Source organism: Calothrix sp. NIES-3974 (assembly GCF_002368395.1).
Classification (GTDB): Bacteria; Cyanobacteriota; Cyanobacteriia; order Cyanobacteriales; family Nostocaceae; genus NIES-3974.
The window spans coordinates 4,886,521-4,910,500 of sequence record NZ_AP018254.1; the positions used below are offsets into that span (position 1 = coordinate 4,886,521).

General features: G+C 41.0%; 17 protein-coding genes. 6 read left to right on the forward strand and 11 right to left on the reverse strand.

The genetic code is table 11. From position 1 onward, the window contains the following. Positions 1-94: 94 nt before the first annotated feature. Positions 95-1,495: an aromatic ring-hydroxylating dioxygenase subunit alpha gene (locus tag CDC37_RS19645; protein WP_096624348.1), complete on the reverse strand. Its 1,401-nt coding sequence runs from the start codon at positions 1,493-1,495 to the stop codon at positions 95-97. Between the two features lie 174 nt (positions 1,496-1,669). Here CDC37_RS19645 and CDC37_RS19650 point away from each other — a divergent pair, with 174 nt between their 5' ends. Further along, the gene (locus tag CDC37_RS19650) at positions 1,670-4,393 is read left to right on the forward strand and encodes a CHAT domain-containing protein (protein WP_096624350.1); all 2,724 of its coding nucleotides are present in this window, start codon (positions 1,670-1,672) and stop codon (positions 4,391-4,393) included. A 423-nt stretch (positions 4,394-4,816) separates the two neighbouring features. On the opposite strand, the gene CDC37_RS19655 is transcribed toward CDC37_RS19650, so the two are convergent. Then, a complete protein-coding gene (locus CDC37_RS19655; RefSeq protein ID WP_096624352.1) occupies positions 4,817-5,227 on the reverse strand; it encodes a hypothetical protein in 411 nt (136 codons plus the stop codon). Positions 5,228-5,987: 760 nt separating this feature from the next. Here CDC37_RS19655 and CDC37_RS19660 point away from each other — a divergent pair. Continuing rightward, positions 5,988-6,824, forward strand: a complete 837-nt coding sequence (locus CDC37_RS19660) for a type 1 glutamine amidotransferase (protein WP_096624354.1) — start codon at positions 5,988-5,990, stop codon at positions 6,822-6,824. Between the two features lie 145 nt (positions 6,825-6,969). Here the strand turns inward: CDC37_RS19660 and CDC37_RS19665 are convergent, their stop codons facing one another. Both CDC37_RS19665 and CDC37_RS19670 read right to left on the reverse strand, forming a co-directional pair. Next, complete coding sequence (locus CDC37_RS19665) at positions 6,970-7,641, reverse strand: S-layer homology domain-containing protein (protein WP_096626432.1); 672 nt, start codon at positions 7,639-7,641, stop codon at positions 6,970-6,972. Positions 7,642-8,163: 522 nt separating this feature from the next. After that, a complete protein-coding gene (locus CDC37_RS19670) occupies positions 8,164-8,391 on the reverse strand; it encodes a hypothetical protein (RefSeq protein ID WP_096624356.1) in 228 nt (75 codons plus the stop codon). A 318-nt stretch (positions 8,392-8,709) separates the two neighbouring features. On the opposite strand from CDC37_RS19670, the gene CDC37_RS19675 reads away from it, so the two are divergent. From CDC37_RS19675 to CDC37_RS19685, 3 genes are all read left to right on the forward strand, one after another. Then, a complete protein-coding gene (locus tag CDC37_RS19675; RefSeq protein ID WP_096624358.1) occupies positions 8,710-11,103 on the forward strand; it encodes a tetratricopeptide repeat protein in 2,394 nt (797 codons plus the stop codon). Between the two features lie 270 nt (positions 11,104-11,373). Further along, positions 11,374-13,719 (forward strand): tetratricopeptide repeat protein, encoded by a 2,346-nt coding sequence (locus CDC37_RS19680; RefSeq protein ID WP_096624360.1) that lies wholly within the window; start codon positions 11,374-11,376, stop codon positions 13,717-13,719. 68 nt (positions 13,720-13,787) lie between these two features. Next, positions 13,788-14,375, forward strand: coding sequence for an L-threonylcarbamoyladenylate synthase (locus tag CDC37_RS19685; RefSeq protein WP_096624362.1), 588 nt, complete (start codon positions 13,788-13,790; stop codon positions 14,373-14,375). A gap of 6 nt (positions 14,376-14,381) precedes the next feature. Here CDC37_RS19685 and CDC37_RS19690 read toward each other — a convergent pair whose 3' ends face one another. The 7 genes from CDC37_RS19690 to CDC37_RS19715 all read right to left on the reverse strand — a co-directional run bounded on the left by CDC37_RS19690 (position 14,382) and on the right by CDC37_RS19715 (position 22,747). Further along, a complete protein-coding gene (locus tag CDC37_RS19690) occupies positions 14,382-15,731 on the reverse strand; it encodes a hypothetical protein (RefSeq protein WP_231943118.1) in 1,350 nt (449 codons plus the stop codon). A 622-nt stretch (positions 15,732-16,353) separates the two neighbouring features. Continuing rightward, positions 16,354-17,460, reverse strand: a complete 1,107-nt coding sequence (locus CDC37_RS19695) for a hybrid sensor histidine kinase/response regulator (RefSeq protein ID WP_096624364.1) — start codon at positions 17,458-17,460, stop codon at positions 16,354-16,356. Continuing rightward, complete coding sequence (locus tag CDC37_RS25010) at positions 17,457-18,023, reverse strand: sensor histidine kinase (protein WP_197707021.1); 567 nt, start codon at positions 18,021-18,023, stop codon at positions 17,457-17,459. Before CDC37_RS25010 ends, CDC37_RS19695 begins: the two co-directional genes overlap by 4 nt. A 39-nt stretch (positions 18,024-18,062) precedes the next feature. Beyond that, positions 18,063-18,662: a response regulator gene (locus tag CDC37_RS25015; RefSeq protein ID WP_197707022.1), complete on the reverse strand. Its 600-nt coding sequence runs from the start codon at positions 18,660-18,662 to the stop codon at positions 18,063-18,065. Positions 18,663-18,837: 175 nt separating this feature from the next. After that, the gene (locus tag CDC37_RS19705) at positions 18,838-19,257 is read right to left on the reverse strand and encodes a response regulator (protein ID WP_442861048.1); all 420 of its coding nucleotides are present in this window, start codon (positions 19,255-19,257) and stop codon (positions 18,838-18,840) included. A 212-nt stretch (positions 19,258-19,469) separates the two neighbouring features. Further along, positions 19,470-21,275 carry a sensor histidine kinase gene (locus tag CDC37_RS19710; protein WP_096624366.1) on the reverse strand — a complete coding sequence of 602 codons (1,806 nt, stop codon included), beginning with the start codon at positions 21,273-21,275 and terminating at the stop codon, positions 19,470-19,472. A 548-nt stretch (positions 21,276-21,823) separates the two neighbouring features. Further along, on the reverse strand, positions 21,824-22,747 hold the full coding sequence (locus CDC37_RS19715; RefSeq protein ID WP_096624368.1) for a sensor histidine kinase: 924 nt from the start codon (positions 22,745-22,747) through the stop codon (positions 21,824-21,826). Positions 22,748-23,062: 315 nt separating this feature from the next. On the opposite strand from CDC37_RS19715, the gene CDC37_RS19720 reads away from it, so the two are divergent. Further along, positions 23,063-23,794: a response regulator gene (locus CDC37_RS19720; protein ID WP_096624370.1), complete on the forward strand. Its 732-nt coding sequence runs from the start codon at positions 23,063-23,065 to the stop codon at positions 23,792-23,794. Positions 23,795-23,980 lie beyond the last annotated feature (186 nt).

Genomic DNA, 23,980 nt, shown 5'->3' on the forward strand with positions numbered 1-23,980 from the left:
CTACGATAACCCTGCGGGTATAGCACCTTATATTAACGCTTTTTTGAGGCTACAGCCACTACTACGAACCACCCCTCACACACCAAAATCCTGATTATTTGTCGATATTTCGGGGTGGTATTTCTCGACCTTCGTAAAATCCTTTGGCTAATTTACCCAGTCCGAACCATCCTGCTGCGAGTAGGAGACTTAAGCTGGTGGTGATAATGGTGATGAATTGCGATCGCTCATCCCAAATAGTTGATAGTAAAGGGGTGATGGTGACAAGTAGGAAAATTGCGATCGCGATTTTTTCCCTAATATTCTGAATCCAGGTAAGTGCTTCTCGACAACTGCGACAATGTTTGGTGTGGGAATGGTATCGGTCGAGTAGTTGGTTGGTGGGTAGGGGAGGAGGTAGGGTTTGTCCGGGGAAGGGGTCTGCTTGAAATTGGGACAACCAATTGCGATATTCAAAGACAAATAAATCGGCTTTTGTCGGTAAATAAAAGGCTTTGGCTACCTTTGCGCTACCTCCTTTAGCTTCTAAATACCGCTCCTGATAATGTAAGAAAATTTGGTCGTCCTCCAAAATCCCGTTTTGTCCCAGGTGGGAATACCATTTTGGTGTTAATTTAATCAAAAATCCGGGGAGTTTGGAGGCAAATTTGAAGGGAAAGCGGGCAAATAATCGACATTCTCCTTTGCGAATTGGTGTAGCATAAACTACTGTCATTGTCCGTCCATACTGTTTCGATGTTAAATCATGCCACATCAAACAGGGAGCAATAAATTTAGTATCTTGCCGTCCTAATTGCCCTTTACGGGGTCCTTCTGCCCACGTACCAACAAAGCCATGTTTCCCAGATTCTAGCACTTCTAGCTCCACTGGCCCGGCATTACTGCGTTTACCAACCGTGTTATGGTGGGTAAAGGGAACATGGCTCGCATCTAGGACATTTTCCAGCAGGGTGAGGGCATCGTAGGGTAAATCACGAAAAGTATTAATGACAACCCAATCATCCCCATTTTCCTCCAGGGGTTCAATAATGGGGACTCTTGTTTTCGCCGCATTTTCCGGATTACCCGCATAAACAAACAGTAAACCCTGTTTCACAGTTGTCGGTAAACTCGCCACACAAGCGCGCTGGGATGTTTGCGCTTGACCCCCCTCTGGTTGTTGGGGAATTCGTACACATGTACCCTCACCTGTAAAAGCCCAACCATGATAGGGACATTCAATCAATCCATCTTCGGCAATTCTTCCCTGGGAAAGGGGTGCTAACCGATGGGGACATTGGTCATCTATTACCCGCCAACAATCTCCATTTCTGTCCCACCAAATGACGATATCCCGACCTAATAGGGTAAATGGTGTCGGTTTACTTCGGTCTAAATCCTCAACATAATGGACTGGATACCAAGCTTCTGCACAATCAAATCGATGCGGATCGTCCCCACCACCCAGTAATTGCGGGGATTGGCTACGCTCAACTACGGATGATACTGTTTGCATGGGATTACTATTTACATTCTGTTACATCTTGATGGTAATCCGAGAGACAAAATTTGCCTAGGGAATTGGATTTGCCGAAAAGGTATGGATTTACCAAGACTATTCATCTAAAATTTGATTGTTTCAGAGTTTTCACAGAGAAAGCTTAAAAAATTTTCATATAATCAAAAACAGATGACATATCCTCGCTTCAAATCAAGTTTACATCGATGGGGTAGAAGCTATCGCCGTTGGCAAAGATTATTTTTGCCCCTAATTACGGCAGTGGCGGTATCCGTTGCTTCACCAGCTTGGACGCAAATATCATCAGTCCCAGGGAATAATCTAAATGCAAATGTGAATGCGATCGCGCAAAATCGATCCACTACCGAAACCGAAGCCAGACGACTGTACCAAGCAGGTAAGTATCAAGATGCAGCCAAATTCTTCCGTAAGGCGGCCAATGAATATCAAGCGGCAAAAGACCCCATCCGTCAGGCTTTAAGTTTAAGCAATTTATCCCTGTGTCATCAACAATTGGGAGCTTGGCCAGAAGCAGACCAGGTAATTACGGAAGCTGTGAATCTAATTTCCAGCATTAAAAATAACCAGCCAGCAACGGAACTTGCTAGAGCGCAGATTTTGGACATCCAAGCGACCCTGTTGTTAGCTAGGGGACGGGGTGAGGCGGCTGTACCGATTTGGGAAAAGGTAGCAAAAATTTATACTCAACAAAAACAACCCCAACAAGCATTAATTAGCCAAGTAAACCAAGCCCAAGCCCTGCAAAACATCGGTCTATATCGACGGGCTGTCAAGGTGTTAGAAACAGCCTTGAATTTATCAGATGTGAGATTTACCGAACCGGAAAAATTAAAACCAGCCCTGGAAAAACTTGCCGCCAACCGGGAAAACCTGATGGCTTTGCGTTCCTTGGGGGATTGCCTACGGGTGACAGGCAACGTTAACCAATCCCAAGTAATTTTAGAGCGGAGTTTAGCGATCGCTCAAGCCCTAAACTCACCGGAATTGATTGCCCTGGTAAATTTAACCCTGGGAAACACAGCCCGTGCGAAATTAGTTATCGATCAACCCATCGATGCAACCATCCAACCCGCATCCACCCAAACAGCCATTCAATACTACCAACAAGCCGCCACCTTACCAGGTAGTTTACGTATCCAAGCCCTAGCTAATCACCTCAGCCTACTGGTAGATAGTAGACAAATTAGTGCCGCCAAAAACCTGCTCCCCACCCTAAAACAGGAACTCGCAGGTATTGTCACCGGGCGAACCGCCATCGATGGACGCATTAATCTCGCCTTTAACATGATGCGGATGCGACAACAGGACCCCACCTCCGTCCCCATCAAAGAAGTAGCCGACACCCTAGCAGTGGCAATCCAACAGGCCAAAAAGTTAGGTAATCCCCGCATCTATGCAGATGCATTAGGTACTTTAGGTAATGTTTACGAACAAAATCAACAATGGGCAGAAGCTCAAAAAGTCACCCAGGAAGCCGTACAAGTAGCCCAACAAAGCCGCGCCGATGATATTGCCTACCGTTGGCAATGGCAACTGGGGCGGGTACTGGCAGCCCAGAAAAAAAACGAGCAAGCGATCGCATCCTATCAAGAAGCTGTCAATACCATTAAATCCCTACGGGCAGATTTAGCAGCCGCTAGCCCCAACGTCCAATTTTCCTTCCGGGATGCCGTTGAACCCATCCATCGCCAACTCGTCAGCCTACTGCTAAAATCCACCCAAGACAACAGTTTAAAAAGCGCCCGCGACATTATTGAAGGTTTGCAGTTAGTCGAATTAGATAACTTTTTCCGGGAAGCCTGTTTGAACGCCAAACCGGAACAGGTCGATCAAGTGGATGAAAAAGCCGCCGTGGTTTATCCCATTATTCTCGACAAGGAACTGGCCATTGTTACCAGCTTACCAAATCTGGGACAGGCAGAAAAGAGCCAGGAAAAACGCCTATTTCGCTACTACAAAACCGATATTCCACGGGATGAGGTGGAAAAATTAGCTATCCGATTGCGGGAAAGCTTCAACCAGGACACCACCTCCGACTTAGCCAGACCGCAGCTACAAAGAATGTATGACCTCATGCTGCGTCCAGCCATGAAGGATATCGATAACAGTAAGGTGGAAACACTGGTATTCGTCCTTGATGGAGTGTTACGAAGTGTACCAGTGGCAGCCCTAGATGATGGTAAGCAATTTTTAATTGAAAAATATAGCATTGCCCTCACCCCTGGATTACAACTCCTTACCCCCAAAGCACTCAAACAAGAAAGTTTAAGGGCTTTAGTCGCCGGTATCAGCGAACCACGTTCCAATTTTTCCGCCCTACCCTTTGTCAAAAGTGAAATTCGCAAAATCGAATCGGAAATACCCAGCCAAGTCCTGCTGAACGAAACCTTCACCAACCGCGAATTTCAAGCCCGAATTTCTAACGCTCCTTTCCCCATCGTCCATTTGGCCACCCATGGTCAATTTGGTTCTACTTTAGACACCACCTTTATTCTCACCTGGGACGGTCAAATCAAAGTTAACCAACTTAGCGGTCTACTGCAAACCGTTGAACTCTCCCAAGATAAATCCCTGGAAATGTTGATTCTCAGCGCCTGCGAAACGGCGGCCGGAGATGCTCGTTCCGCCCTGGGATTAGCAGGGGTTGCCGTCCGTTCGGGAGCTCGTAGTACCATTGCCACCCTGTGGCGTGTTAATGATGAAGCCTCCGCCGATTTGATGAGCATATTTTACGAAGAACTCAGGCAAATTAATCAAAGCGGTATTTCTAAAGCTGAAGCCCTACGTCGTGCCCAAGTCAAAATCCTCAAAACCCCCCAATACAATTCTCCCTACTACTGGGCTGCCTATGTTTTACTCGGCAACTGGACGTAGTAATATCTAAATTTTGTGAGGGTAGGGAATAGGGAGTCGGTACAGACACGACATGTCGCGTCTGTACAAGAATAGTTTTTTTCTTGCTACTTTCCCTCTCACCTCTGTTTCGCGTGGGTGCAGAATCCTACTGTCTTGTGAATGAAGACAGAAGCCCTCGCTGACTGAGTAACCACCCAGAGCATAGTCACTTGTACCGCGCGGCGTAAATACACCTACCTTTCCCCTCGCTCCCATGCTCCGCGTGGGAGCAGAATCTGCGAGGCTCCTGCTTCGTGAATGAAGGCAGAGCCTTCAACTCACTAAGCGACTACGCGGAGCATGGTCACTAGATAAAAAGTTAATACTCGGTTTATTTCAGCCAACCTGTACTAGATAAAAGTTCTGACTAATTAATACTCGGTGTATTTCCGCCAACCTGTACTAGAAATTTAATTGCAGTTCTACCGCAGCTCGTTGTAAGGGTAAAACTTCCTCCAAAGTTAACTCATGGTCGGAAGTTAAATGACTATTGCAGCAGATAGTGCTAAAAAATACAGGTTGACCAACAACTTGGGAAAAATGCCGTTCTAGTAACAAACGGGAAGTAATATCACCTAACAAATCTCCCAGGTCTTTAGTTAATTGGTCACGGTCATCCCGATGAACCATCCGGTATTTAAAGGGCGTTTCACCCACCAGATTTTTGATGGCGGTGTCAAATTTATCTGTTTTTGCCTGTGCGTAAGCCCAAGAAACCTCTTCCAGAAATTGCCATGCTTGGGGAAAAATTTCGCGAATTTTTTCGAGGTGATTTTCGCTCTGATAGACTAAGGTAGCTGTTTGACAATCCATAAACTACTGATAACTCTGATATTGAAATATAGGGAAGGCTAGAGATAATTTGGTTCAATGTTAACCTCAGCTATGGTAGCGTTGTTGGATTGACAACAATAGCAAAATTTATACATTTTTAAAGAATTGGGAGTTGGGAGTTGGGAGTTGGCAGTCGGGTATAGTGCAATACGCTTGGTGTTAAAGATAACTGTAGGTTGGGTTGAGGCTTTGCGTAGACTGTTGATTTTGTGGAAATTTACCCATAAGTTCACACAGTTTTTGTGATGATCTCGTCCCGATGCTTCGCGTGGGGACGCATTCTAAGAGGGGTACTCTACTGCCTCAAATCAGGAAGCAGAGTTTCCCTATATGTATCAACAGCCGGAGTATTGGAACAAGTTTGTGGTCACGGTTTATGCATGAATTTGCGACCCCAAAAAAGGCACAAAGTACACAGCCTAGGCTCTGCCTCTACATTATTCAACCTAACCTACCCAATAATCTAGCTTTTAAGTCTAACTGAACTGTATTGGGGTATAGTGGTGCATCAACCCAGAAAGAATGGGGTAATACCATTTCACTCAAATTTTGATACATTTTCTTTCCCTGCATTCCCTGCTCTCCTAACAATGTATCAACTTCAAACTAAAACCGTATCAGGGGAACTTCAGCTTGGGCAAAATTCTCAATTTAATGGTCGGACTTGACGCGATCGCCTGCGAAGATTTTAATGATTGAAACGGATACGCGTAACTATCAGGATATATAAGCAAATATAATGACTGCACAAGTACTAGAATTAACCATTGGTTGGTTATACCCAAAATTAATGAGTACCTACGGCGACAGGGGTAATGTAATTACGATTGAGCGTCGTTGTCAATGGCGTGGATTTGGGGTGAAGGTTGTACCTCTGGATCAGGATGCGACTCCCGCAGATATTCGCTCGGTGGATATTATTGTCGGGGGTGGAGCGCAGGACAGACAGCAGGAATTGGTGATGCGGGATTTGCAAGGTGCGAAGGCTGAGGCCATGCGTGAGAAAATAGAAGCAGGAACACCGGGGGTATTTACCTGTGGTTCTCCCCAATTGTTGGGACATTATTATGAACCCAGTGTGGGACAAAGAATTGAAGGTTTGGGGATATTGGATTTAGTCTCAGTTCATCCTGGTGAAAATACCCAGCGTTGTATTGGTAATTTGGTCATTGAAGTTACCGCCACCAAGTTAGCTAGTGACCTGAAGGAGATGACGGGAATGACACCCTATCTAATCGGGTTTGAAAATCACGGTGGACGCACACGGTTAGGAAATGTGGAAGCTTTGGGACGGGTGGTATACGGATTAGGTAATAATGGTGAGGATGGTAGCGAAGGAGCCTTTTACCAAAATGCGATCGCCACCTATTCCCACGGACCATTATTACCGAAAAATCCATTTGTCGCCGATTGGTTGATTCAAACTGGATTACGTTTAAAGTATCAACAACCGATTCAGCTATCACCCTTAGATGACGAGTTAGCTGTTTATGCACGTCAAGCTATGTTAAAACGCTTGAATGTCCAAATTACCGCAGTAGATAATCAACCTGTTGCTGTTAAATCCGCATCATAGGTGGGTAGGCAAAATTATTTGTGTCATGGTGCGGCAAAGCACGCTTCGCTGCACATTTCATGATAAATGGGTTTGTAGTAGTGGCTTTAGCCATGAAAAAGTTTGAATATAAAGCGAAAGCGCTACTACGAACCTTTATTCACCCCTACTCCCTATTCCCTACTCCCTCCGATTCAAAGTTGGCTTTGGGGACTATGGGGGTTTCCGGTTGGGGTTGGTTGCGTTCCCGGTAAGCATTAAGTAATAATGCCATATCTCCCCTGGTCATGGGTTGGAGGGGTTGTAAATATTTATTTTGTTCGGGATTGATAAAACCTTCCGCAACAACTGTGGCGATCGCACGACGGGCCCAAGTTGGTATACTATTCTGGTCGGGAAATTTACTCAGGAATTCGTTGACGGTTTGGTCAGGAAATTGGAACACTCCGTAGGCTTGGGCAAAAATTGCGATCGCTTCTGCACGGGTTATTTGTTGATTAGGGAAAAACAGGTTATTCCGATATCCCTGCATAATATTTGTTTTTAATACTGTTTGGATACTGCGATAATGGGGGTGTTGGGGTGGTACATCCACAACCCTAATGTCCTGGGGATTTAAATCTTGACGCAGGTCTAATCGAAATACTCGCACCATAATTGATGCTAATTCACCCCGACTAATAAATCTTTCTGGATAAAATTTACCATCCCCCAAGTTATCCATCCATTTGAGTGCAACAATTTGGTTAATTGGATCGGATGGTTGAGCCAATGCCATACTTGGTAAGAATTGTAATAGCAGAATCAAATATATGCTGCGAAGTAATTTGAATTTCATTGGTAGATAGGAAATAGATGGATATAAATCGTTTTGTTCAAAGGAATTATTTGGTGATAATTCGTAGACAAAAATGTCAATCCTAGCACTCAAAATCGGCAATACAGGAGGTTTTTTTGATTCTCACCCTGATTTATCTGTATTCACAATTCGCAGTCGGGAGTGGGGTAGAGATGCGACGTGTCCCGTCTGTACGCTAAGTAGTGATTAGTGAAAAATTTAGGATTATTCTCCCCCACCCCTGACTTTGAGATTGATTGAGTACTAGTTTTCAGACTGTTTGTATCGGTGCTGCGTTCCCATTTCAGTATAAATATAAAAAACCCGCACTCCCTAGTACGGGTTTTTTTATATTGTATGTGAATAATAACGGTAATCTTCTGGTAATAGGGATTATGGGTGATATAAATCACTTGTTTGTGCAAAGAAGGTCAACACCCCCTTTTTCTCCATAGCCTACATGTAAAGAACTGTGTACAACAGAACTGGTTTTTCCTCATCCCTACACACCGGAAAATGGTCTTATTTTGCAGATTCAACTACAATCAATAAACCAAGAACCGACATGAGGATAAGTCCGGTGGTGATAATCAACTGGGTGACGCTGGGAAAAGCGCTGACGGCTAAAGCCGATAGACCAAATAAATGAGATAATAAATAGGCGATCGCAAACCCAGCAATCATCAGTAAAAAGTATTTAATTAGACGAACGACTAAGCGGAACATTGGGTTGTAGCGATTGGTAGTCATGGTTCCCCATCCTGAGATTTGCAAATAATTTATGTGCTGAGATTTTCGTTGCTAGTATGTTTTGACTCCTCACTCCGCAGGAACGACCACAGAACCTTTTCTTTGAACGCGAAATCTAATTAACCAGTAGCACCAAGTTGATTTGCTTTCCTGTGATACTACAACTGTAATTAAAACCTCAGTGCTTGTAAATACTGTAATGTAGGGATTTGACTAATCTAATTTGTAGGATATTGTAGGATGGGTGTAAAAAACTTACTTTATCAAAGTGTTCAATTATCGCTAGACTAGTATTATAAAAGACATATCTGGTTGCGAATGGGTGCAGAAGAAGCCTTAAATTTTATCGACCAATTAGTTTTCAACAGCCGAGGAAGACACCTAGACATTCCGCAACGCCTGTTATTGCGTGAGTTGTGGCAAGATTGTAAGCGCAGGTACGAAGACATTGCTCAACAATCAGGATACTCTAGTATTTACCTGCGGGAAGTGGGTGCAGAACTATGGCGAGTGCTTTCCGATGTGTTGCAGGAAAAGGTCAGTAAGACTTCTTTTTCTGGTGCTGTCAAACGATTATGGCATCAACAGCATCCATCTGAGCATAGCATGATTTCTACCCAATTGGTTAACCCTGTGATTAATTCTGGGATAAATAAAAATAATGACAGTAATCCCAATATTAATCACCAAACCAATATTAACACAAATTTTTTAGGGCGCGATCGCGAATTACAGGATTTAGATGCTGCGGTTGGCAATGGCGCAAAAATCATTCTGATTCAAGGACGGGGTGGTGTTGGCAAAACCACCCTTGCGCGGAAATTCTTTAAAACTCGTTATTTTGATGTCATCCTGGAATTGTGGATGGCTACGGAACGACAAAATTTAACTCCTGCGGAAACGGTGATTGAGGAGTGGTTACGACGGGATTTTAATGAGGAACCGGGACGGGATTTTGGAATTAATTTAGAACGATTACGACGAAAATTACGGGATTCTGGGTACAAAATCGGTGTTTTAATTGATAATTTGGATACTGCTCTTGACCGGGATGGTAAGTTGATTGATACCCGTCGTCCCTATGTGGAATTGTTGCGAGTTTTGGCTGACCCTGGAGTGAATTCAACAACCATAATTACCAGTCGAGAAAGGTTGTGTGAAGCTGCGATTGAGGTCTATTCCTATCCTTTGAAGGGATTAAATGCAGATGCATGGCGACATTTCTTCCGCAGTCGTGAATTAGATTCCCAATCCGATATTATCACCGAAATGTGTCACGCCTATGGTGGGAATCCCAAGGCGATGCAGATTATTTGTAGTGCCATTATTACGGATTATAATCGGGAAATTGACCCCTATTGGCAGGAAAATCGCAATAATTTGTTAAGCGAACGTCAATTAAATGATTTGGTGACCAGTCAATTTAATCGACTGGAACAAACTAACCAGGAAGCCTATAATTTATTGTTACGTTTGGGGTGTTATCGTTATCAAGATATTACTTCTGTCCCCCTTGCGGGGGTATTATGTTTATTATGGGATGTGCCAGAATTGCAACGTCGGCGTGCGGTGAAGATTTTACAGGATTTTTCTCTTTTAGAGGTGAAAAAGGGACAGTATTGGTTACATCCAGTGATTCGTGATGAGGCGATCGCTCGGCTGAAGTTTACATCGGAATGGGAGCAGGTTAACCGCATTGCGGCTCAGTTTTGGACTGATTATGTTCAGATTATCACCGAGATTGATGATGCTTTAATGGCTTTAGAAGCCTATTATCATTATTTAGAAATTGGTGATTATGCGGAAGCGGGTAATGTTATTTTATTGCGACGAGGTAGTTTAGAAAAAATTCCCTTACCTCTGGGTTGCTCCCTGTATCATTTGGGATTACTGCAAAAAATTATTTCTGCGATCGCGCCAATTATTCATAATATCAAAAATAATGAATCGCGAGTGCAACTGTATAATATTCTGGGTTATAGTTACCGCATTATTGGCAATTTAAAAGAGGCACTCAAATGTCATCAAGCTGCTCAACGGATAGTTGATACCAGCTATTTATCTCGTCATCGCATGTCTACTTTGCTCAACCTCGGTTTATGTCGCATGGAATTAGGGGAATTAGAAGATGCCAGGTATTTTTTTGAAACTGTGATTCAGTTAGTGATGGAGGCTAATACTCGTTTTGAATACATGGCTTTTTGTCAAGTTAATCTGGCTTGTATTGATTCCTTGCTCGGTGATAATGACGAAATTCACACATTAGTGAAAAATGCCGAAGAGAGTGTTTATAATACCCGTCTAACCACCTGGGGTTATGCCTATTGTTTATTATTTCTTGCTTTTACCTATAAAAATTTAGGTGATTTAGATAGGTCTTTGCAATTGTGTCAGCAAGTAATTAGCTATTCAGAAGAAAATAATTTTACCCAAGTTCAAGGCAAGGCAATTAGTTGTCTTGCAGAAATTAAGCGGGAGCAAAATCTATTAACAGAAGCCTGTATCGAGCATCAAAAAGCAATTGAAATTTTAAAGAAAATGGGAGCTAAATGTGATTTAGCTGAAGCATACTATCAATGTGCTATTACTCAACGAAAATGTGGTCAATGGAATCTGAGTAATGATAATTTTGTTCAGGCGATGAATATTTTTACAGAGATTGATGCACCGAAGCAGTTTGAAAAGGTAAAATCAAGGATGAATCTTGATTAATACCTGTATTTCTCACAAATTCCCCAAACCTACCAAGTAAATCCTCAACAATTACAAATCTGAAAGTTAATTAAAATCACCTAATTACTCATTCCACAAAAAATTTTTTATTAGGTGAAGGAACAAAAGATAAATCATGTCGCTGCATATTGATTTACATGCCTTCGGTTTGCGGTTCTAATTCAACCCTATTGGACAATATCTGCCAAACCAAAATCTAATTGCTATAGTTGAATAATCATCACCAAATCCGTTATTTACAGTGCGACTATGTGGATAATTGCCGTATTGATATGTCTAGGGTGGATAGTATCTCTGTGTTTACACGAATTTGGACACGCAATTACCGCATATTGGGGTGGTGATAAATCTGTCAAGGAGAAAGGTTATTTAACCCTCAATCCCCTCAAATATACCGACCCCGGAGTCAGTTTACTGATGCCATTATTAATTCTCATGATTGGTGGTATTGCTTTACCGGGGGGTGCGGTGTACATTGACCATCAAAGTTTACGCGATCGCAAATGGGAAAGTGCGGTTTCTGTTGCTGGTCCGTTTGCAGATATGGTGATTGCTGTTGTGTTATCGATTCCCTTCATTTTTGGTTGGCACAATGCAATCCTGGACGGTTCCGGTGGTGATAGCTGGTGGATGTATATTTATCCCGCGATCGCCTATGTAATTAACTTGAATATTTTTGTCGTTTTGATTAATTTATTACCCATACCGGGTTTAGATGGATTTGGGATAATTGCACCTTGGCTACCTCGTCAAATTAAACCGCGAATTAACTGGTTATATCGCTATGGTATTTGGATTTTGATGGGGTTATTATGGTTTGTACCACCCTTGAGTCGAGGGTTGTGGGAAATAACTTTTATGTTGGGAAATGTACTTCAGGTTCCCCGTGAATTAATTTTTGTGGGTAGTGAGGGATTTCGCCAATATTCGGTGTTCCTTGTCTTGGGTTTAATTGGTTTTCTATGGATATTTCGGGATAAAAATAAAGACCAATACCGTCGTGGTAGTCAATTAGTTTCCCAAGGAAAGTATGACCAAGCCTTAATTAAATTTGACGCGCTAGTACAACGTCAACCAGACAACCCTGACGCTTTATTTATGCAGGGATATACCCTCTATTGTCTTGGTCGCTACGATGACGCACTGACAGCCTATGCAAGGGCTTTAGAATTTCAACCGAACTCTGCCCAAATTTACTACTATCAAGGTATATTATACCAAGAAGTCGCCGATGCCGCCGCAGCCATCGCATCATTTACACGAGCAATCCAGGAAAATCCAGAGGACACAAAAAGCTGGCAAAAAATTGCTGAATTACAATTTGCGCAACAAGCAAACACCGAAGCCTTAACAGCTATAAATCAAGCCTTAGAACTAGAACCAAATCAAGCCGCAGCATGGGAACTCAAAGCAGATATACTCAAAAATTTACATCAAACTACAGAAGCGATCGCGGCCTATCACCAAGCCTTTAATCTCAACCCGAATTCCACCGCCTGGATCAAGCTAGTTAAATTATACGAGCAAATCCACACTCCAGCACAAGACCAAACCGAAAATCTATTGGCAATTTACACCCGCAAACTGCGTTTACAACCCCACAACCCCGAAATTTGGTACCGACAGGGAATTAGCTACAACAAACTTCAACGTCCCCAGGAAGCAGCAACATCCTACCAACAGGGATTAGCGTATTTAACCCATCAAACCAAACGTCATCCCCGCAATCCCCAAGCTTGGTTAGAACAAGCCAAATACCTGGAAAAAATCCACCGTCACCCGGAAGCAGAAACAGCCTATCAACAAGCTGCAACCCTCCTAGAAAGGAAACTGCAACGTCAACAGCAACAATCCACAGCCGAAGACTGGTATGAATACGGATTAATTCTGGAGAAAATTCAACAACCCACCCCAGCGATCACAGCATACACCCAAGCGATCGCCCTTGACCCCAAGTTGGAGCAAGCAGCTTACCAAATTACCCTCATCCACATCCATAACCAAGCATACCACCAAGCCCTCACAAGTTGCGATCAAGTGCTGGAAAATCGTCCCACAGATAGTAGTATGTGGTGGTTACGGGGTGATATCCTCATCAAACTCGAAAAATATGAACAAGCAATAGCAGCTTGCGATCGCGCAATTAAACTCTTTCCGGAATTCTACGGTTTTTGGCTTTCCCGTGGTACTGCTTTGTATTATCTACATCAGTATACCGACGCACACGCAGCCTACGACACCGCCACCCAAACCCAACCTGAATCAGCAAAAGCCTGGAATTATAAAGCTTTGGCATTAATAAAATTAGCTCAGAGTGCCACAGATTTACCCGTATCCCCAGTCTTCGATAACACCAAGCTATTAAATGATGCCATGATTGCCCTCGAAAAAGCCATCAAAATTAATCCTAATTATGGCGATGCCTGGTATAATCAAGCATGTATTTTGGCATTACAAAATAATCATTATTCAGCAATTATAGCACTTACCCAAGCGATTAAAATTGAACCAGAACAATACAGATACTTAGCTCAACAAGATCAAGACCTGATCAATCTACATCAACATCCTGATTTTAACAAACTTATGAAATAAGCTATAGCCTTTCCCAAGCGTTTTTAAAAATTACGAATTACGAATCACGAATTACGAATTACAAATCAATGACACAAGTAACACTTGAAACCCTAATTCAAGGTGCATTAGCAGGTAAAATCATCAGTTTTCCCACGGACACAGTTCCAGCACTCGCAGTCAAACCTGAATTAGCAGAATTGATTTTTCAAGCGAAACAGCGTCGTCAAGATAAACCGTTAATTTTGATGACAGCTACCATTGCGGAAATTTGGGATTACGTTGTCGGTAGTCCAACAGAGTTAGAAATTTGGCAACAAGTAGCAGCCAAATATTTACCAGGAGCGCTGACGTTAGTTTTACCATCATCACCCCGTGTCCCTGCAACCATGAATCCCCAGGAACCGACAACCATTGGTGTACGCGTACCCAACTTGGAACTAGCACAAACTATATTACAGCAAACAGGTCCCCTTGCAACCACTAGTGCTAACCTTTCTGGACAACCACCCCTAATGACCATCCCTGAGATTAATGCTCAATTTCCGCAGGTGTTAACTTTAACTCCCGATTTTGATACCGTAAGTATTGGTAAACCATCGACGGTGATTAAGTGGGATAATGGTCAATGGCAAATATTACGACAAGGTAGTATTGAATTTAATTGGGAATTGTAAACTTTACTATAATTGAAATCCTGTTTTAGATTTAGTTTTAGATTTATTTTTGCTCTTATTTTTACGATTAACTTCAATCAGAGCTTCTTCAAATAGGTTATGTAAATGGATGGGGACGCTAGCTATTTCTGGTAGTTGGGGTCGTGGTGGTTTATTGTATTGTTGTAAGAGTTGGTGTAAATCTGATTCCAATTTCCAATCGGGACGGTTTACAATATCCTGTAAAATTATTTCTAGTTGACGGGGATATTTTGCTGCCAAATTTTGCCAAATTCCAGGATGAACCTCTGGTTTGCTCAGGTATTCACGGACTAATTTCTCCGCTTCTGGAGTTTTTTGCCAAGGTGTTGATGCTAATAATTGGGTGAATTCTAGGTAGTCTGTTAAAAATACCTGTCCCCACTGGGGATGGGAAAGGGTGGTGACGGTTTGAGCGTGTAAAATGTGTGGAGGTAGCTCAACTTTGGGTGTCACCATTTTGGAGGTTAGGGGATGTTGGAAAATTTCCTGACTGGTTTGGGAATCAATTCCCATTGTTTCTAGATTGGTTTGCATTTCACTGTCGGAAATTCCCGATTCTGTGGCTAATTGTTGGAGGGATTTGCTGGTATCTATACCAACTTTTTCTAAGCGGTTTTCGGCTAATTGTTGCTGAAATTGTTTGAGTTTTACAGCTAGTTCCTTTCCACTCATGGTAATTTCCGTACTACCAAAGTAATTGAGGAATTGTTGATGATACCATTCTACAGATAACCAAGCTTCTTGGAGTAATTCTGGTGCGTCTGCGTAGAGATAATTGGGGAAGTTCTGCTTAAAATTACCAATGGCGATCGCGAGTTTCGGTTTTCCGAGTTTACCCATTAAGGTAAAGGGTCCAGAAAATATCCAATTCTCTGCATCTAGGGGAGAAATTCGGGTTAGTAATATCTCTCCTGGTTTGATGCGTGTAAGTTGTTGTTCTTCCTGTTTATTTTTGATTTGAAGATGGTATATTTTGGCTGTAAGCCAGTTTTTTAATACCAATCCATTCTCAGAAATTTTTTCTACAGTAAATAAGCCAACAAAGCTGCGATACCACTTTTGGAGAATTTGTCTATCAACATCGTTTAAATCAGTTTGTTGTTGAATATATATATCTATGGGTGTTTGATAATTTATATTCCCTTCTGTCGTAAATAAATCTAATACCATTTGATGATTATGACTTCCCTGGGATGGGGATAATTTTGTGAGCTTCTCAGCGCTAAATTTTTCTAAGCATACAGCTAATTCTCCTTCTGCTTCTAAAATAAAATCATTCAGGGATTGATATAAGTGATTGGCTCTTTGTAATTTCTCTATGATATTATCTGGCATAGTAATGTTTTGGTTAGGGTAGTGAAGAGGAAATAGCTCAAGGTTTTATCCCCATGTCTTTGAGTTTTTTAACCTCATCGCGATGTTCAGTGTCAGATTTCTATTGGTATTTTTTATACCAGAAACCTTAAATTCCGAAAATACTTAGGGAAATATTCATAGATAAAGGCTTTAATTTTATTTAATTCAACAAACCCTAGTTATCAACAGCAATCCGATTTAAGTCGTGAAAAATAGTGTGCTGTTGACTAATGACTGGTGACTGTTAACCGTCAACTGTCAACCGTTAACAACCCTACATTTAAGATTTCACAAATCCCGCTCGGACTGCTGTATATTCATCCTGCATTTATAGCGAGTAATATCGATTATCTTTTACTTTGAAATAAATGAAACTAGAATAATCAACGGTCATAGCTCCTGATATGTAGCAACCATTAGCGTAAACGATATAACTCCCTACAGGTAAGCATATTTTGGGGATGCACTCCAAATGCAGTTTATTGATTTTATATACAAATATTAATAATCAAATGAAAAAAATTTTTCTCTATTGAGTATGAAATAAGTGTTAACTAAAGATAGATTTAATCCTGATTTATTTAGCTTAATGTTATGACCTTCAGGTGTTGACTTCCGGAGGGATTATTGGTAGTAGAATCGTAAATTTACTCCCTTGACCTAATTCGGAACTGAGATGAATTTCCCCTTGATGGGATTCAATAATACAACGGGATAAATACAAACCTAAACCGCTTCCTGTACCCTGTTTTTTCCCTTGTCGAAATCTTTCAAATAAGCGGGTTTTTTCCTCTGGACTAATCCCCACTCCCGTATCCTCTATTTCCACTACTGCTTTCCCGTCAATCACCTGTAAACGAACTGTGACCCCCCCTTTTGGGGTAAACTTAATCCCATTGCCAATAATATTAGTTAACACCCGACGTAACTCGATGCGATCGCCTGATACTTCTATTTTTTCTGATGTTGGCAAGTCTATTGTTAATTGCAAATTTTTTTCGACTGCTAGGGGTGCTAATTCTAACCCTACTGATTGCACTAAATCCGTTAGATTACACTTGACAAAATTAAAGCTTTTACAACCAGCCTCAAACTTGTACACCTCTAACATATTTTGCACCATTGTCAGCAAATCCCCGTTGCTTGTGATCATATTCTGGAGAATTTCCCGTAATTCCGGTGTCACCTCAAAAAATTGTCCCTTGACCATCAATTGGAGAATGCGATTTGAAGCTGCTAAGGGTATTTTTAAATCATGGGCAAATCGCGATACGAAATCCTCCCGTAACTTCGTCATGCGATCGCGCTCATCAATGCTATGTTTTAAACGTAACAAGCAACGTACCCGCGCTTGGAGTTCATCAGGGTTGACGGGTTTGCGAATAAAGTCATCTGCACCTGCATTTAAACCCTCAACTACGTTAGATTCATCGTGGGCTGTTACTAATAAAATGGGAATAAATGGTAAAGTGGTGTCCTGTCGAATGCGACGGGTGAATTCATACCCATCCAATTCTGGCATCATCACATCTAATAATAATAAATCCGGGGGAGAATTTTTCACTTGCTCGAAAGCAGTGATACTATCTTCTTCTAAGCGGATTTCGTATCCTTCTTCTTCTAAGATAGCTTGAGCAGCAATCAGATTATCAAAAATATCATCAACGATTAAAATGGTATCTTTTTGAGTAGTTTTTAGTGCCATCATGTTACTAGGGTACGTGGTAATTCAATCCGAAATTCTGAACCTTTGCCGACTTCACTTTCCACATCAATGGAACCTTGCATCATTTTCACTAATGAATCTGTAATTGCTAGTCCTAATCCAGTTCCTTGATGACGACGGGAATTAGTTTGGTTAGCTTGTCGAAATGGTTCAAAAATATGCTGCAATTTATCTGCTTCTATGCCAATTCCTGTGTCACGGACGGCAATCGCCAATTTTTCGCCGCTCACTTCCTCTAAGCTCACATCTATTCTACCAGTATCAGTGAATTTAATTGCATTCGATAATAAATTGACTAACACCTGTCGGACTCGAATGCGGTCGTGATATACAGTGGGATTGTCCAGTTGAATGTGCGTATACAAAGTTAAATTTTTGCGCTCCCCTAATACCCTTAATTCATCCACGGAGGTTTTCACTAGTTTGTCAATATCAAATGCTTCTGGATGTAGTTGTAATCGTCCTGATTCGATTTTTGATAAATCTAAAATGTCGTTAATTAAATCTAATAAATTTTTACCGTTATTTAAAATCCGCTCCACCATGTCCACTTCTGCATCAGATAGTTTGCTTTTCGCTTTGCGTCAAATCATCTGCGAAAACACCATCATCGCGTTCAAGGGTGTTCGCAATTCGTGGGACATGGTTGCTAAAAATCGTGATTTGAGTTCCGATGCTTCTAGTAGTTTTAAGTTCTGTTGATGGATTTGCTGCTGTTTGATTTCCAATTCCAAATTTTTTCGCTTCAATTCCTCATTACTTGCTAATACCTGTTGGTGGTATAATTGAACTTGTCGTTCTGCTTGATAGATGCGCAGAGCATTTTTGATTGTTTTCCCCAGTAATTCTGGACTTAAACGAGATTTATTAATATAATCAGACGCACCTGCCTTCATTATCTCAACGGCTATTTGTTCGTCCCCTTGACCCGTGAGAACTACTAAAGGAATCAGACTACCAGAACTACGCAATTCGCGCACCAATTCTAATCCGTCTTTTCCCGGTAGCAGATAGTCAATAAAAACACAGTCAAATTCCTGATTACTTAATAAGGCGATCGCTTCTTCATAGTTGCTAGCTGCGGATAATTCGATGGGAATATCTGTTTTTTTCAATGACCGAGATATGGCCATCCGATCGACTTCATCGTCATCAATGACTAAAGCGTGTATAATTTCCGTCATTGCTTCCTATCTCATTTATTTTTGAAATTGCAATTTTTAATTAAATCATTCGGTATTACCGAGCAACATTGATGAATTCCCATAAACCCATCAATGCTTTTTCCCTACTATTTATTTTATGCAGATAAAACTTTTAATTGATTTTATTATCCAGGTTTTGATATATTTTTGTCTTTTAACGAGGCATTTCTGATAAAGACCAATATTTATTTAAGGTGGCCATTAACTCAACAAAACGGACAAAATCAACTGGTTTGAGTAGATAACCAGCAACGTTCAAATTATAAGCTTCCACCAAATCACGGTCTTGATTCGATGTGGTCAAGATGACAACTGGAATATGTCGCAATTTCTCATCACTACGTAACTTTTGTAAAAATTCGATTCCCCCCATTTTTGGCATATTTAAATCCAGTAAAATTAGCCGTCTTTCATTGGGGACTTCTGGAGGTTGGTCTGCTGTTCCCCTTAACATTGCCAACGCTTCTAAACCATTCGCAGCAATATACAAAGGATTGAGTATATTACCTTTTTTAAAAGCCCGTTGGACATTCATTATATCAACTTCATCATCCTCCACTAGTAGGATACTCATAATTCGATTCGGTATCTCCATGATGGTTTTTAAAAACTATATTTTTCTTCCGATTTTGCTTGTCACTAATTTCCCAATCCCCATCTGCCAAAAAATTATTAATATTTTCTTCATGACTGATTATATCAACTCCAACACGATAAGGGATTTATCATTAGTCGTAAATTGAATTGCTCCAAATATATTCCTGGGGTTGGTGGTAAATAATCATATCATTGATTCTCCAAAACTGGCCAGGTAAAACTAAAAGTAGCTCCTTCTCCGACTTGAGAAATCACATGGATAGAACCTCCTTCCGATTCGATAATTTTTTTGACAATAGCCAAACCAACTCCTGTACTTTCTTTGCTATCCCGTGGTTGCAGGGTTTGAAAAATAGTAAAAATCTGGTGATGATATTCGGGTGCAATCCCTAAACCATCATCGCTGACTTGAAATTCGTAATATTTATCTGTGGGAATTGCGGATATATATACATTGCCATCATCACGGGGATGATGTTTGATCGCGTTACTAATGAGGTTGGCAAAAACTTGACGCAATAGTAAACGTTTGGTCATCAAAGTTGGCATTTCTGTCCGGATTTCAATGGTAAATCCCCTAGGGGGGTCAAGGGAATCAATAATTTCTGCTAATAGCTGATGTACATCAACGTTTTCCGGTTCGGTTTGCATTCTCCCCACGCGAGAGTAATCAAGTAGTGCATTTAATAGGGATTCCATCCGATTGACCCGTTGACGTAATAATTGCAGTTGTTTTTTATTTTCCAGAGGAATATTATCACCTAAATCCTCCTCAATCCAGGTAGAAAGATTTGCAATTGCTCGTAGAGGTGCTTTTAAATCGTGGGAAGCAACATAGGCAAATTGGTCTAATTCTTGATTGCGATCGCTTAAATTTTGATTGGCATTTGCTAACATTAACCTGAGTTGGGATAGTTCTTTAATATTAGCTTCTAGTTTGGCTTGTGCTTCTTCTCGTTCGGATATATCCCGAATAATTACGATTTTGCGGTTGTCTGTAGGAAGAGTGCTAATAGAAATTTCTACGGGGAGGTAGGTTTGTTCTTTGATATAGGCTAAAGCCGAAAAAACCTTCATCTTGTTAATTTGTTCATGATTCCAAGTAATAGGGTGGTCAGCTTCGGTTCGTTCCCGTATCATTACTCCTAAGTCACGACCGATGACTTGATTCGCTGTATAGCCAAATATTTTTTCTGCGGCGGAATTGAGATTTTCGATACAGTTTTCTGCATCCACAACAATAATTCCATCCACAACATTTTCAAATATTCCCTGTAATAAAACACTGTTTTGGTTCAAGGCTAATTGTTGTCCTTGTAAACGCCAATCTAAGTTACTATAGAGATAAATTGCAGCCAGATAGCTAAAAATACTCATAATTACAGAACCCCAAATTATCAAATTAGTTGTTCTGTATAAATCATCAAATCGATTTTGATTCTCTGTTAATCTTCTCCATTCGGCTTCCTGAAATTGATTAATTAGTTCCCTTGCCTTATCCATGTTGGCTTTATTGGTAAGAACGATTTTTTCCTGCTCTTGGTTGAGGATATCATTTAAATTATTTTGAACTAGCTGATTCCTTCGATTCAGGGAGGCGATTAGTCTTTGAGAGATTCCTTCAAGTTTTTGATATCGTTTTTTTTGATTTTGATTATATAAGCTTCGTTCCAAATGATTTCTAATTGACGGTAATCTATTAATAGCTTGGTTGTAGGAATCTAAAAAAATTGGATTGCGAGAAAGAGCATAACCGCGACTATTAGTTTCGGCATCGAGTAGGGTTTTTAAATACCCGTTTGTATGAATAATAATAGTTTTACTTTTATCTATTTGTCTATAAACTTGTAAAGCTCCATCACGGGATATCACCCAAGCTGCAAGGGAAGCAAATAAACAAATGGCAGGAATGGCAATAATTGCTGCTCCTCGATAACGTACTGGAAGATGGTTGAAGCAACGATTAATTAGGTTTGTGCCTGTTTTTTCTACCATTGAGTTGTTATTGTATATGGGGAATGGAAAATAGGGAATTGAGAGTTGGGGAAGATAGGATTTAGTGTGAACAGCAGGTATATTGATTGTGTTGTTAGCTCTACAGTTCCCTGTGTTACTAGGTAGATAATCATATTTTTTATTTCACATAAATTGGTATCATCAAATCATGAAAATTTCCGTGAGATGAAACTGATATTTTGCTCCTGGGATAAGTTCAAAATCAATTTAACTGGTGTATCCTTCCATTGATCAACTAAGTTCCCGTTCCCTAGCGGATTGGAAATATTCATCTCAAGTTTTCACTCCAAACATAAATTACGAGAGTAATTGATGACTATAAAATATGAAGATTTACGTATTTCCTGTAAAGATGTAAGAAATATGATTCTCCTACTTACTATAGTAATCATATTTAAGTAGTGAAAAATAGCGTGCCGTTGACTGATGACTGGTGACTGTTAACCGTCAAGCGTTAACAACCCTACATGTCAGATTTCACAAATCCCGCTCGAAATACGGTATATCCTTTACCCTATCTCCTCCTTCTATAACTCACAAAATTTTGGCCAGGTAAAAATTACCTCCGTACCTAATCCTAATTGTGATTTGATTTGAATCTCTCCTCCCTCTAAATCGACAATTTTTTTCACGATTGATAATCCGACCCCAGTATTTTCTTTTTTATCACGGGGTTCCAAAGTTTGAAAAATCGTAAATATTTTTTGATGGTATTCAGGAGCAATACCAATCCCATCGTCACGGATGGAAAATTCCCAAAAATCTCCCGTATCACGGACACACACATTAATTTTTCCATCTTCCCGGTCATGGTGTTTGATGGCATTATCAATAATTTTCCGCAAAACTTGGAATAGGGGAACTTTTTTGGTTTGAAAAATTGGTATTTGGGATTGAATTTCGATGTGGAAACTTGCAGGAATTGCCAATGAATGAATCACCTGCTTAATCAACAATTCAATCTCCACCTCCTCCACGGGATACTGTACCCGTCCAATTCGGGAATATTCCAACAACCCGTTAATTAATGACTCCATCCGTTCTACCCTTCCCCGCAGTATTTTCAATTGACGTTGGTTTTCTGGGGTCAGATAACCTGCTAAATCCTCCTCTAACCACTGGGAAATGTGGGCGATCGCTCGCAAAGGTGCTTTCAGGTCATGGGACGCGACGTAGGTGAATTGATCCAATTCTTGATTGCGTTTTGTCAGTTGCTGCGTAGTTTTGGCTAACTCCTCAATCTTTTGTTGCAACTTCAATTCTGCTTGTTTGCGTTCTTCAATTTCCTCAATCACCACGATAAAATATTGGGGTTGATTGTGATTTTGGTCACGCATCAAGGAAGGGGTTATTTCCACCCAGACAATTGATCCGTCTTTACGGATGTAACGTTTTTCCAATGAATAGGATTGAATTTCCCCTGTCAATAACTTCTGGACACAATTGGACAGTTAACTGCTATAGGATACGGTCAACTACCCAATTAGATTTGCATCCATTTTACAAGTGTTCTAATCATAATCAAGTTCTGTGCAATTTTCCAATCCTCTTAGGAACGATAGGAGGAACTAAAAAATCTATCTCCCGGATGATTTTTAAATCGACCAATTACTTCCCTAGGATAATTTGCACTTCCTCACCCTTATAGCTGATGAGGGATGTTAACAACCGCTTCAATCTCGTATTAGTTTAGATTAGGATGGAAATCAATATATATAAAACCACTCACCCCAGGGTAAGTGGAAAAGTAGGTGGATATTAGACTGATGGTAGAACAAAATCAAGAAATAAAAGTTGTTTTAATTGAAGATCATAACCTAACGCGGATCGGTTTAAAAGCAGCGTTACAAGCAAATCCCCGCATCAACATAGTTGGTGAAGCTGCTAATGCATCCGAAGGGTTAAAACTATTACAAATTCTGCGTCCCGATGTCGCAACAGTGGATATTGGTTTACCTGACTTTGATGGGATTGAACTAACCCGTAGATACCGACAATTGCAAACCGAAAACCCCGACTATCAAACAAAATTGCTGGTATTAACCATGCAAAACAGTGAAGAGGCTGTATTAGCTGCCTTGGGTGCTGGTGCTGATTCCTACTGCATGAAGGACATCGATAGCGAAAAATTACTGGATGCTGTTTCCCAGACCTACGAAGGCAACTCCTGGATCGATCCTACCATTGCCGATGTCGTATTGCGCAAAATTCGCCTGGAAAATGCGATCGCCAATGGTAAGGAAGCGGAAAAGAAAATCACCATTCGTGCTGTTGAACCGGAAATTGAACAGGTAATTGAAACCTATCCCCTCACACCCAGAGAATTGGAAGTATTAGAATTAATTGTGGCTGGCTGTGATAATGCGGAAATCGCCAAACGACTATTTTTGACGGTGGGAACGGTGAAAACCCATGTACGCGGTATTTTGAGTAAGTTGTGTGTTGATGATCGCACCCAAGCAGCAGTCAGAGCTTTACGTGCAGGAATTGTGTCCTAGATGACGTGTAATACGAGGACGGAAGTTAACTACTCACCTGATTTGTTGTTTCTAGTCAGCGCCGATAGCGCTGACTTTGAGGACTAAAGCCCTCACCACGAGCTGAAAATAGTATGCTAGTTACGTAAGTCCTGTATAATTTACTAGTAATAAATCTAGGTCAATCAACTGTGGGAATGGGATAGA

Excerpts from the sequence above, each read along its gene's own strand:
- CDC37_RS19645 (WP_096624348.1), bottom strand. The coding sequence starts at position 1,495 with ATGCAAACAGTATCATCCGTAGTTGAGCGTAGCCAATCCCCGCAATTA.
- CDC37_RS19650 (WP_096624350.1), top strand. The coding sequence starts at position 1,670 with ATGACATATCCTCGCTTCAAATCAAGTTTACATCGATGGGGTAGAAGC.
- CDC37_RS19655 (WP_096624352.1), bottom strand. The coding sequence starts at position 5,227 with ATGGATTGTCAAACAGCTACCTTAGTCTATCAGAGCGAAAATCACCTC.
- CDC37_RS19660 (WP_096624354.1), top strand. The coding sequence starts at position 5,988 with ATGACTGCACAAGTACTAGAATTAACCATTGGTTGGTTATACCCAAAA.
- CDC37_RS19665 (WP_096626432.1), bottom strand. The coding sequence starts at position 7,641 with ATGAAATTCAAATTACTTCGCAGCATATATTTGATTCTGCTATTACAA.
- CDC37_RS19670 (WP_096624356.1), bottom strand. The coding sequence starts at position 8,391 with ATGACTACCAATCGCTACAACCCAATGTTCCGCTTAGTCGTTCGTCTA.
- CDC37_RS19675 (WP_096624358.1), top strand. The coding sequence starts at position 8,710 with ATGGGTGCAGAAGAAGCCTTAAATTTTATCGACCAATTAGTTTTCAAC.
- CDC37_RS19680 (WP_096624360.1), top strand. The coding sequence starts at position 11,374 with ATGTGGATAATTGCCGTATTGATATGTCTAGGGTGGATAGTATCTCTG.
- CDC37_RS19685 (WP_096624362.1), top strand. The coding sequence starts at position 13,788 with ATGACACAAGTAACACTTGAAACCCTAATTCAAGGTGCATTAGCAGGT.
- CDC37_RS19690 (WP_231943118.1), bottom strand. The coding sequence starts at position 15,731 with ATGCCAGATAATATCATAGAGAAATTACAAAGAGCCAATCACTTATAT.
- CDC37_RS19695 (WP_096624364.1), bottom strand. The coding sequence starts at position 17,460 with ATGATGGCACTAAAAACTACTCAAAAAGATACCATTTTAATCGTTGAT.
- CDC37_RS25010 (WP_197707021.1), bottom strand. The coding sequence starts at position 18,023 with ATGGTGGAGCGGATTTTAAATAACGGTAAAAATTTATTAGATTTAATT.
- CDC37_RS25015 (WP_197707022.1), bottom strand. The coding sequence starts at position 18,662 with ATGACGGAAATTATACACGCTTTAGTCATTGATGACGATGAAGTCGAT.
- CDC37_RS19705 (WP_442861048.1), bottom strand. The coding sequence starts at position 19,257 with ATGAGTATCCTACTAGTGGAGGATGATGAAGTTGATATAATGAATGTC.
- CDC37_RS19710 (WP_096624366.1), bottom strand. The coding sequence starts at position 21,275 with ATGGTAGAAAAAACAGGCACAAACCTAATTAATCGTTGCTTCAACCAT.
- CDC37_RS19720 (WP_096624370.1), top strand. The coding sequence starts at position 23,063 with ATGGTAGAACAAAATCAAGAAATAAAAGTTGTTTTAATTGAAGATCAT.